We start from the raw sequence: 11,338 nt of genomic DNA, 5'->3' as shown, positions 1-11,338 counted from the left end.
TTCAATTTCGTTTGCAGATTTTCAGCAAGTGCATGAAGGCGTTGTTGTTCCTCTTTGTAAAAAACGCGCGTATGAGCCGGTAATCAGAACGGGGGGATTGCTATAAGAATCATTGATTTTCTGCATAATATCCAGTGTTCTCAGGGTTAGCGCATTTAACTGCGGAACCTGATGGTCCGATAAGGCAACCTCAATACTTCTGCGTTCATCCACGGTGGTGGCTGTTTGTCTACAAGACTGATGGTTTGAGATTTCCCTGCCGTTAAATGTAACTTCTGGATCGATCAGGACTCTCGCTTGAGCCGGCTTATTGGTCAACACAGTCAGCAGGCTCTGGGTGGGAGTAGGTTGATGAAGTTGCTTTCATTATATAACCCTGCACACCTGAACAATAAACACCGCCGTTTTAAATCCCGACTTATTGGATAAGTTCTGTCAGCAGGTGATCAATAATTGAGCCACCTGCTCATAACGGGCTGTTGCGCACTATATTGATTAGACCAGGTATTAATGAGTGTCGTCCGGCCATATTCACAGCGTAACAACCCTGCCCATGGATATCAGTTTTTTTGCCAGGGCATTTAAGTAGTTAACCAAATGAAATCACAACCAGTTGCATTCTGCTACCTTGTATACACGACCTCATAGAGCAAGGCTGAACATGAACTACACTCAGCTATTTATCTTCCTACTGGCAGCCGGTATGGTTAATAATTGCAATGCATCCAATTCAGTGTCCGACCATGATAACGGGATATCAATAGCTATGGACGAGATTAACTGGCAGTCTCATTGGGAGAACAATAACATTGGTTTCCATCTTGATCAGGCCAACCCTATGCTGGTGAAACACTGGCCCAAGATACGCGCAGTGCCTAAGGATATGGTGTTCGTTCCACTGTGTGGCAAAAGCCTTGATATGGTTGAACTCCATAAGCAGGGACACTTTGTTATCGGCTCCGAATTGAGTGAGATTGCTGTGGAAGCTTTTTTTTCCGAGCAAAACCTCAATTACACAAGGCAGGCAGCAGGTGAACATGAGTACTGGTCCAGTGAACGATTAGCCCTGATCCAGGGGGATTTTTTTACCCTGACAGAAGAGAGTATTCCGGCCAGTTTTGTTTATGACCGGGCAGCCCTGGTTGCACTCCCTCCCGGCAAGCAGGAAGCCTATTTAGAACAACTTCTGCGCATCGCACCGGATATTGAGCAAATTCTGCTGATCACGGTTGAATATGATGATATTGCCGCAGCAGCGCCACCATTCAGTATCCCACCCAATCGAGTAAAAGCACTCTACGGTGAACACTTCGAGATCGATCTGATCGAAACACGGGACACCAAACCCTCACCACGAAAACAGGCCCAGGGGTTGCAAGTGATTACAGAGCATGTTTTCAAACTTGATCGGAAGTAGCCTCTGACCGCTTTTTACCGGGACCAGCAATACCAATCCCGCCTCCTGCCTGATATCCCAGGCAGGTTTTATCTGTCGTCCAAACTCTCCTGTTTTATCTGCCATCCATCTTGTCTTCGACAAGGCAGAGAACTGGCCACCTGAATTTATATGTGACTCAGACCATGATCATGCCGACTTCTCCACGTTTACTTAATGATTTTTCCATTTCTTATTCACCAGCTACCGAAAATGAACCACCGTTTCCTGAATTTTATTTACAGGCAGATCTTGATGCAATTGTACCTTGTGATTTTGCCAGTAAACCTGTTGATGGTGATTTTACACTCACGGATTTAACCTCAATAAGCTCTCAACAAATAGCTCAGCAATTGCCCTGGAAAAATCCATCAGTCAGTTGTTCTCAGTCATCATCGCGTCCAGTGGCTATAGTTGATCCGTTGAATAAAGACAGTTGAAATAAAAAGTAGCGAGGAAAAAAGGAGAATCAGCAGCGAAAGCAAAAAAAGCAGAATTATCATCAGTGCCCCCCTCCTCCCCCACTTTCCGGTCCCCTGAATGAAGGAATATCTACAGCCCCGATCAAACTTCTCTTACCCTGAGTGGTAAGCAATCGAAGCTAAACCGGTAAAGTTCCATACAGCGAGCCCAGCGGACGGCTTTACGTTTACGTAAAGGGTATCTATACTCCAAGTTGCGATAAGAAAGAAGCGTTTACAAACACGCTGCAAATAACGAGCACAGAACCATGTCCGAGACCACGTTCACTATTTCAGAACTCGCCCGGGAGTTTGACCTTACTCCCAGGGCGATACGCTTTTATGAAGATCAGGGGCTAATCAGCCCAAAGCGCAATGGTCTGCAGCGCATATACAGCAAGAAAGACCGCGTTCATCTCAAGCTTATTGTCCGGGGCAAGCGTCTCGGTTTAAGCCTTGCTGAATCCAGAGATCTGATTGCACTGTATGACCCGACCTCCCGAAATAAAAAACAGCTCCAGGCGATGCTCGATGCCATTGATACTTCCAGCATGCGTCTTGAGCAACAGCTCCAGGACATTCACATAATGCAGGATGAACTTACCGAAGCCAGAAAGCGCTGTGTAAAAGCCCTGAAGGAAAGCGAACGTTAAACCGTTTATTTATTAAAACAGTCGCTTTGTTAAACGAAACTCATACAGCAATAACAATAAAAAGTGAGGAAGCCCCAATGAGCCAATACTCAGAGCTGAATTTCAACCTTGGAGAAACCAACGACATGCTCAGGGAGCAGGTCAGGCAATTTGCTGCAAAAGAGATTGCGCCAAGGGCAATGGAGATCGACCAGACCAACCAGTTCCCCATGGATCTCTGGCAGAAAATGGGTGATATGGGCTTGCTGGGTATCACCGTATCTGAACCGTATGGCGGCTCAGCCATGGGGTATCTTGCCCATGTTATCGCCATGGAAGAGATCAGCAGAGCTTCTGCTGCCGTTGGGCTCAGCTATGGTGCCCATTCCAACCTCTGTGTCAACCAGATTTTCCGGATGGGTAGCAATGCTCAAAAGGAAAAATACCTGCCTGATTTAATCAGTGGCCAGGCCGTTGGCGCGCTGGCCATGAGTGAACCAGAAGCAGGTTCCGATGTGGTCAGTATGAAACTTAAAGCCGAAAAGAAAGGTGACCGCTTTATCCTGAACGGTAACAAAATGTGGATTACTAATGGTCCTGATGCATCCACCTACGTGATCTATGCCAAGACGGAACCGGAAAAAAAATCCCGTGGCATAACCGCATTTATTGTCGAAAGGGATTTTCCGGGATTCTCCAGGGCCAAGAAACTGGACAAACTGGGTATGCGGGGTTCAAACACCTGCGAACTGGTCTTTGAGGACTGTGAAGTGCCTGCACAGAACATTCTGGGCAACCTGAATGGGGGTGTTGAAGTTCTGATGAGTGGACTGGACTACGAGCGGGTAGTTCTTTCAGGAGGCCCTACCGGCATTATGCAAGCCTGTCTGGACGTGGTTCTGCCTTACATTCACGACCGTAAGCAGTTTGGCCAGTCCATCGGTGAATTTCAGTTGATTCAGGGCAAGGTTGCCGATATGTACACCCGGATGAATGCCTGCAAAGCTTACCTCTATGCTGTCGCTGCGGCCTGTGACCGTGGCGAAACAACCCGTAAGGATGCGGCTGGCGTCATTCTTTATTGCGCCGAAAGAGCCACTGCACTGGCACTGGATGCCATTCAGATACTCGGTGGCAATGGCTATATCAATGACTACCCAACCGGACGCCTGCTGAGAGATGCAAAACTGTATGAGATCGGTGCCGGCACATCTGAAATCCGTCGTATGCTGATCGGCCGGGAGCTGTTTCAGGAAACCGGACATTAAGCGGAGGGGGAGATTGTCATGGTGGCACTTACCACAACAATAGCCATAGACAGTGCAGAATTTAATGACAACCGTCGTCAAATGCAGGCACTGGTTGATGAGCTGCAACAGAAGTCTGATCACCTGAAACAGGGAGGCCCTGAAAAGGCCCGGGAAAAACACATCAGCAAAGGGAAGCTGCTGCCCAGGGACAGAATCGCCCTGTTGCTGGACCCCGGCTCCCCTTTTATGGAGGTTGGACTTTTTGCGGCCGACAAGGTCTACAACGAAGCAGTGCCCTGTGCAGGTGTGGTTGCCGGTATTGGCCAGGTTTCAGGCCGTGAGTGCATGATTGTTGCTAACGATGCCACCGTCAAAGGCGGCAGCTACTTTCCTCTCACCGTTAAAAAGCATTTAAGAGCCCAGGCCATCGCAGAGCAGAATCACCTTCCCTGTATCTACCTGGTGGATTCCGGTGGTGCCAACCTGCCCAGACAGGATGAAGTATTTCCTGACCGGGAACACTTTGGCCGAATTTTCTTTAATCAGGCCAATATGTCGGCCAGGGGAATTCCACAGATTGCCGCTGTTATGGGCTCCTGCACGGCAGGCGGCGCCTATGTCCCTGCCATGGCTGATGAAAGCATTATTGTCCGTGGTCAGGGCACCATTTTCCTTGCCGGCCCTCCCCTGGTGAAAGCCGCCACCGGTGAAGAGATTACCGCCGAAGCTCTGGGCGGTGCAGACGTTCATTGTCGTAAATCCGGCGTGGCCGACCATTACGCCAATGATGATGCCCATGCCATCAGCCTGATTCGACAATCGGTATCCCGGCTGAACTCGGTTAAGCCCTCTATGGAAAAACGTCATTACGATCTCCAGCCGAGCATGGAACCACTGTATGATATCAAAGAGCTCTATGGGGTTGTCCCTTCGGACTTGAGACAGCCCTATGACGTCAGGGAAGTGATCGCCCGTATTGTTGATGGCTCCGATTTTGATGAGTTCAAAGCGCTATTTGGGGAAACGCTGGTGTGTGGCTTTGCCCGTCTTCATGGTCATCCAGTAGGGATTGTTGCCAACAACGGCATACTCTTTTCCGAATCCGCACAGAAAGGTGCGCACTTTATCGAACTTTGCTGTCAGCGCAAAATACCACTGATATTTCTCCAGAATACTACCGGTTATATGGTGGGTTCCCAGGCGGAGTCAGGTGGCATTGCCCGTCATGGAGCGAAAATGGTCAACGCCGTTGCCTGTGCCAGAGTCCCCAGGTTCACGGTGATTATCGGTGGCAGCTTTGGTGCAGGGAATTATGGCATGTGTGGAAGAGCCTACGATCCCCGATTTCTCTGGAGCTGGCCCAATGCCCGTATTTCAGTGATGGGCGCAGAACAGGCAGCCAATGTACTGGTTCAGGTCAAACGTGACGCCATGGAGAAACAGGGGCAGGTATTAAGTGAAGAGGAAGCCCGGGCCATTCGTCAGCCCATTCTTGAGAACTACAACCACCAGGGCAGCCCTTACTACGCCAGTGCACGACTATGGGATGATGGTGTGATTGATCCAGCGGATACCCGTACCGTCCTTGGGCTCGGTCTTTCTGCGGCAATGAATGCCCCCATTGAAGACACCCGCTTTGGCATATTCAGGATGTAAGGTACTCATCACAATGAACTACAAAAACCTGATACTCGATATAGCAACACCCAGTGACCAATCCAGTAAGATCGCTACGCTCTGTCTCAACCGGCCTGAAACCGGCAACGCCCTGAATAAGGAGCTGATTGCCGAAATGCACCGGGCTTTTGATCAGATTGAGCAGACGCCCACCCGCCTTCTGGTCCTTAAAGCCAATGGTAAACATTTCTGTACCGGTGCTGACCTCAACTGGATGAAAGAATCGGCAGCACTGAGCAAAGAAGAAAATCATCAGGATGCCCACCAACTGGCCAGATTGATTCAACGGCTGGACCAGTTCCCCGCCCCTACCCTGGCGGTGGTCCGGGGTGCTGCATTCGGTGGTGCCCTTGGGCTGATCACCGCCTGCGATATTGCCTTCGCCAGTAAATCAGCAAAGTTCTGCCTGAGCGAAGTCAAGCTTGGTCTTATTCCTGCGGTCATCAGTCCCTACGTCATTCGAGCCATGGGCGCACGCCAGGCAAGACGCTATTTTCTCAGTGCAGAAACCATCTCATCCAAACAGGCACTTCGCCTGAATCTGATTCATAAACGGTGTAAAGAGCAGGATTTATCGTCGGCGGTCGAAGCGCTTTGTGACCAAATCATTCAGAACGCCCCCGTAGCCATGACTGAAGCAAAACGATTAATTGATGACGTCAGTAATCAGCTGATTGATGAAGACCTCATTGACCTGACCTGCGATCGCATCGGCAGTATTCGCATTTCACCGGAAGGTCAGGAAGGGTTAAGCGCATTTCTGGAAAAGCGGGCTCCGGGCTGGAAAGAGCCATCAGCAGATAAAAAGCCATCAGCAGATAAAAAGCCATCAGCAGAGGAGCAACACCATGATTAAACGCCTGCTGATTGCCAACCGCGGGGAAATCGCCTGCCGTATTATAAAAACAGCCCATACCATGGGTGTGGAAACCATTGCCCTCTATTCCGATGCCGACCATCGGGCACTCCATACGACAATGGCCACTAAAGCTGTCTATGCTGGCCCAAGCCCTGCTCTTGAGAGCTACTTGGATATTGAGAAAATATTATCCATAGCAGAACAGGAAAAGGCGGATGCCATTCACCCGGGTTATGGCTTCCTGTCAGAAAATGCTGGCTTTGCCGCAGCCTGCCAGCAAAAAGGCATTATCTTCGTAGGCCCGCCAGCTTCGGCTATCGATGCCATGGGGTCGAAAAGTGAAGCCAAAAAAATCATGGCAGAGGCCGGAGTACCCCTTGTTCCCGGATACCACGGCGAGAATCAGAGTAACCAACAGCTGATGGCTGAAGCCGAACTCATTGGCTTTCCCCTGTTGATCAAGGCTGCTTTTGGCGGTGGCGGCAAAGGAATGCGTGTTGTTGATAGTTCAGAAAACCTGGAACAGCAACTGGCGTCGGCAAGGCGTGAAGCAGAAAAAGCTTTCGGCAATGACCAACTGCTCCTTGAACGCTTTGTCACTAAAGCACGGCATGTTGAAGTTCAGATCTTCTTTGATCAACAGGAAAATGGTGTTTTTCTTTTTGACCGTGACTGCTCCCTGCAGCGCCGACACCAAAAAGTGATTGAAGAAGCACCTGCCCCCGGCCTGACTCCCGAACTGCGCGAAGCCATGGGTAATGCCGCGGTCGCCGCCGGAAAAGCCATCGGTTATCAAGGGGCTGGCACTGTAGAGTTTCTGCTTGATGGTGATCAATTCTACTTTATGGAGATGAATACCCGCCTCCAGGTAGAGCACCCGGTAACGGAGATGGTCACCGATCTGGACCTGGTTGAGTGGCAGTTAACCGTGGCATCCGGAAACCCTCTCCCATTGGATCAGGCGTCATTACACTGCCATGGCCATGCAATTGAAGCCCGGTTGTATGCAGAAAACCCAAGGCAGAATTTTCTGCCCACCTCTGGACGCATTCTGGCCCTTGAATGGCCAGACACCCATGGCAACCTGCGTATTGATACCGGCATTCAGGCCGGTGACAGCATCACCGCCTGGTATGACCCCATGATGGCAAAAATAATTGCCAGCGGCCCCAGCCGACAAACCGCAATAGCGCAGCTTCAGACGGCGCTGGCCCAGTATTATCAGGCAGGGATCTGCGATAACCGGGACTTCCTCGCCCACCTGCTGGCAACGCCGGAATTTATTGATGCCAAACTCAGTACTGACTTTATTGATCATCACCCATTTCCCGCTTTATCCCTGGAGCAAAGACACCAGCTGTTAGCGGTTGCAGCTATTTATCAGTTTGAATGTGGCAGCCTCGCCAGACCGGATGAATTACTGCCAACCTCATGTGGCTCCACTTTCAGAACAGAATCCCTGGTTCAACTTTATCTGGATGAACAGTGCTGGCTGGTCAGGGTCGATAAACAATCGAACCGTTATCTACTCCGTATCGGAGAGAAATCACTGGCTATAACCGCCAACGTTATCCTCAAAACCTGCGGCGCATCACTGAGCGTCAGTTTTGACACGACAGGCGCAGAAAAATTACTGCCAATTATTTGCCGTATAATTCCCCAGCCAGGGGAATTATTAAAAGTCATTCTTCCGGATATCAGCTATGAAGTTGCACTTCCCGGCCATCCCATGGAACAGGAAGACGATCAGGACAATGTACCTCTTGCCCCCATGAGCGGCTCGATCACCTGCGTGATGGTCAACGAGGGCCAGTCAGTGGCGCAGGGAACCCCGCTGCTGATGATGGAAGCCATGAAGATGGAGCACTGCATCACCGCCAAAGAGCCCGGAACCGTTGAGCGGATACTTTATCAGGCAGGAGACCAGGTTGCCGCAGGTTCGCCATTACTGACGTTCATCGAACAACCATAACAACAATAAAAAGCATGGAGCAAAGGGATGTCCAGTGACACGGCCAATTCACAGCAATTGCCAGACAGGGTAACACTGGTTGAGATGGGTGCCAGAGACGGGCTGCAAAATCAGCCGGAGATACTCTCTGCCGGAATTCGTTCAGAGCTGATCAACCGCCTTGCCAGAACAGGACTGAAGCGTATTGAAGCGGGCAGCTTTGTGTCGCCAAAAGCCGTTCCGCAACTGGCGGACTCCCATAACGTTTTCGACCTGCTTGATCGACAACCAGGGATCACCTATGGTGCCCTGACCCCAAACCTCAAAGGTTTTGAGGCGGCCCTGGCCGCTGGTGCTGATGAAGTGGCGGTATTTGCTTCAGCTTCAGAAGGGTTCAGTCAGAAAAATATCAACTGCTCCATTGCCGAAAGTCTGAAGCGCTTTGCCCCGGTTATGGAAGCGGCAAAAAAACACGGTTTAAACGTCAGAGGCTATGTTTCCTGTGTGATGGGATGCCCCTATGATGGCGAGATCTGCCCTTCCGCCGTTGCCGGGGTTGCCGAACAACTCTGGCAGATGGGCTGTTATGAAATATCATTGGGCGACACCATTGGTGTTGGTACTCCCCTCAACGCCAAAAAGGTTCTGGAACACACTTCCCGAAATATTCCCGTCTCAGCACTGGCGGCACACTTTCACAATACCTATGGACAGGCGCTTGCCAATGTTTTGGCACTGCTCGAAGAAGGGCTTTCGGTGATTGACAGTTCGGTTGCCGGCCTGGGAGGTTGCCCTTATGCCCCCGGAGCATCAGGCAATCTGGCGACGGAAGATGTGGTCTACATGCTGCACGGTATGGGCATAAAAACCGGGATAAATATGGAGGAACTGCTCAAAGCGGCTACATTCATTTGTGACCAGCTGGGCATACCCTCAAGATCAAATGCCGGGTTGGCATTGAGCCGGTTGATTCATCCTTCAGGGTGAATTGAATCTCGTCAATCAAGAAAACAATTCATCAGAGAATCCAGAAGAGAAAGCCAATGACAGCACTGTGGATACCGGATCAAAACACAATAACATTGTCCAATCTTCAGGCATTTATCACCCGCGTAAAAGAAGACGCAGGTTTACCACTGGAAGATTATTATGAACTTTACCAATGGAGCATTGAAGACCGTCCGGCCTTCTGGCAACGGCTGGCAGAATTCTACAACGTACAATTTCATACCCCACCTTCCGCTGCATTAATAAACGACAGTATGCCGGGCGCTCAATGGTTTCCTGACTCAACACTGAACTATGCAGAACACCTTCTGCAACGAAAAGATAATAAAACAGCCTTGATATTCAAAGGTGAGAATGGCCGTCGCAGGATCCTGAGCTACCGGGAGCTCTATCAATCAGTAGCCGCTGCCCAACAGGGCTTGATTGATGCCGGTATCAAAAAAGGGGATCGTATTGCAGCCTTTATGCCCAACTGCCCGGAAACCATTATTCTGATGCTGGCCACCACGGCGCTTGGGGCAATCTGGTCATCCTGTTCTCCAGATTTTGGTATTCAGGGCGTTCTGGACCGTTTCGGACAGATTGAGCCCCGGCTCCTGCTTACGGTAGACGGTTACTTTTATGGTGGTAAAACCATCGACTGCATGGACAAAACAGAGCGGATTCAGGAAAAAATCCCATCGCTGGAAACCACCGTCGTTGTGCCTTTTGCCAATCCGGAACCGGATATCGGGCAGCTCAACAATGCGGTGCGCTGGGTTGATTTCTGCCAACCATCCAATGGATCGGTGAGTATCGTACCTGTCGAGTTTAATCATCCATTGTTCATTATGTACTCTTCAGGTACCACTGGCGTTCCCAAGTGTATTGTTCATGGCCATGGTGGAACGCTGCTACAGCATTTGAAAGAGCTGGGCCTTCATACCGATCTGAAAGCACAGGATACAATATTCTACTTTACCACCTGTGGCTGGATGATGTGGAACTGGCTGGTTTCGTCCCTGGCCATTGGAGCTACTGTCGTTTTGTTCGATGGCTCCCCTTTTTATCCCGAACCTGCAACCCTGATAGATATCGCAGAGGCGGAAAACGTTTCTATTTTCGGTACCAGCGCCAAGTACATCGCCGCCCTGCAAAAAGCCGGTGTCAAACCTGCCAGCAGTCATCATCTGCAACATCTCAAAGCCATTCTATCGACAGGCTCCCCTTTACTTCACGAAAGCTATGACTATGTCTTTCAGGCGGTAAAACCGGATGTCCGGCTTTCTTCCATATCCGGTGGCACGGACATCATCTCCTGCTTTGCCCTGGGCTGCCCGATACTGCCAGTCTATCGTGGTGAACTGCAGTGTCGGGGGCTGGGTATGGATGTTCACTTTGTGGATACGGCAGGGACTCCGCTGACTGAAGAAAAGGGAGAGCTGGTCTGTCAGTCCAGCTTCCCATCCATGCCCGTTGGCTTCTGGAATGATCCTGATGGCAGCAAGTACCACAACGCCTACTTCAACGAGTTTGAAGGGGTCTGGGCTCATGGAGATTACGGCGAGCTGACCCGGCATGGTGGCGTTATTATCCATGGCCGGGCCGATGCCGTATTAAATCCGGGAGGCGTCCGCATTGGTACTGCCGAGATTTATCGCCAGGTAGAAAAGGTAGAGGAAGTGCTTGAGAGCATTGCAGTAGGACAGGAATGGGAAGACGACACACGTATTATATTGTTTGTGCTGCTTCGTGATGGCGTGACACTTAATGATCAACTGATCCAGAAAATCACCCACACCATTCGCAGTAACACAACGCCTCGTCACGTTCCCGCCAAGGTTCTGCAGGTGACCGACATTCCAAGAACCATCAGCGGTAAAATCGTCGAGCTGGCAGTGCGTGAAGTTATCCATAACCGGCCAGTAAAAAATACCGATGCCCTGGCCAACCCGGATGCCCTGGATCTGTTCAGGAACCGTCAGGAACTTTTTTCCTGAGCTACTCGAAGGGCATTAACTACGGGTTTACGCATTGTGCCACGCACCGCTCCTAAAAACTTGCTCAAACCTACTCAAAGTTATCT

General features: G+C 50.3%; 9 protein-coding genes. All 9 read left to right on the top strand.

Annotated features, from left to right (window positions below):
* Window positions 1–661 precede the first annotated feature (661 nt).
* The gene (locus KDK15_RS12200; protein ID WP_257295633.1) at window positions 662–1,417 is read left to right on the top strand and encodes a thiopurine S-methyltransferase; all 756 of its coding nucleotides are present in this window, start codon (window positions 662–664) and stop codon (window positions 1,415–1,417) included.
* A gap of 164 nt (window positions 1,418–1,581) precedes the next feature.
* Window positions 1,582–1,875, top strand: a complete 294-nt coding sequence (locus KDK15_RS12195) for a hypothetical protein (RefSeq protein WP_257295631.1) — start codon at window positions 1,582–1,584, stop codon at window positions 1,873–1,875.
* 290 nt (window positions 1,876–2,165) lie between these two features.
* Window positions 2,166–2,549, top strand: coding sequence for a MerR family DNA-binding transcriptional regulator (locus KDK15_RS12190; protein ID WP_257295629.1), 384 nt, complete (start codon window positions 2,166–2,168; stop codon window positions 2,547–2,549).
* Between the two features lie 77 nt (window positions 2,550–2,626).
* Complete coding sequence (locus tag KDK15_RS12185) at window positions 2,627–3,796, top strand: isovaleryl-CoA dehydrogenase (protein ID WP_257295628.1); 1,170 nt, start codon at window positions 2,627–2,629, stop codon at window positions 3,794–3,796.
* Between the two features lie 18 nt (window positions 3,797–3,814).
* Complete coding sequence (locus KDK15_RS12180) at window positions 3,815–5,434, top strand: carboxyl transferase domain-containing protein (RefSeq protein ID WP_257295627.1); 1,620 nt, start codon at window positions 3,815–3,817, stop codon at window positions 5,432–5,434.
* Window positions 5,435–5,447: 13 nt separating this feature from the next.
* Window positions 5,448–6,311, top strand: a complete 864-nt coding sequence (locus KDK15_RS12175; RefSeq protein WP_257295626.1) for an enoyl-CoA hydratase-related protein — start codon at window positions 5,448–5,450, stop codon at window positions 6,309–6,311.
* Window positions 6,304–8,286: a biotin carboxylase N-terminal domain-containing protein gene (locus KDK15_RS12170; RefSeq protein WP_257295625.1), complete on the top strand. Its 1,983-nt coding sequence runs from the start codon at window positions 6,304–6,306 to the stop codon at window positions 8,284–8,286. Before KDK15_RS12175 ends, KDK15_RS12170 begins: the two co-directional genes overlap by 8 nt.
* Before the next feature lie 27 nt (window positions 8,287–8,313).
* Window positions 8,314–9,252: a hydroxymethylglutaryl-CoA lyase gene (locus KDK15_RS12165; RefSeq protein ID WP_257295624.1), complete on the top strand. Its 939-nt coding sequence runs from the start codon at window positions 8,314–8,316 to the stop codon at window positions 9,250–9,252.
* A gap of 56 nt (window positions 9,253–9,308) precedes the next feature.
* Window positions 9,309–11,252, top strand: coding sequence for an acetoacetate--CoA ligase (locus KDK15_RS12160; RefSeq protein ID WP_257295623.1), 1,944 nt, complete (start codon window positions 9,309–9,311; stop codon window positions 11,250–11,252).
* The last annotated feature ends 86 nt before the right edge of the window (window positions 11,253–11,338 follow it).

The sequence above is a fragment of the Endozoicomonas sp. YOMI1 genome (assembly GCF_024606345.1).
GTDB lineage: Bacteria > Pseudomonadota > Gammaproteobacteria > Pseudomonadales > Endozoicomonadaceae > Endozoicomonas.
Note: the sequence above shows the minus strand (reverse complement) of the source record. Positions and strands in the feature narration are given on the sequence as shown.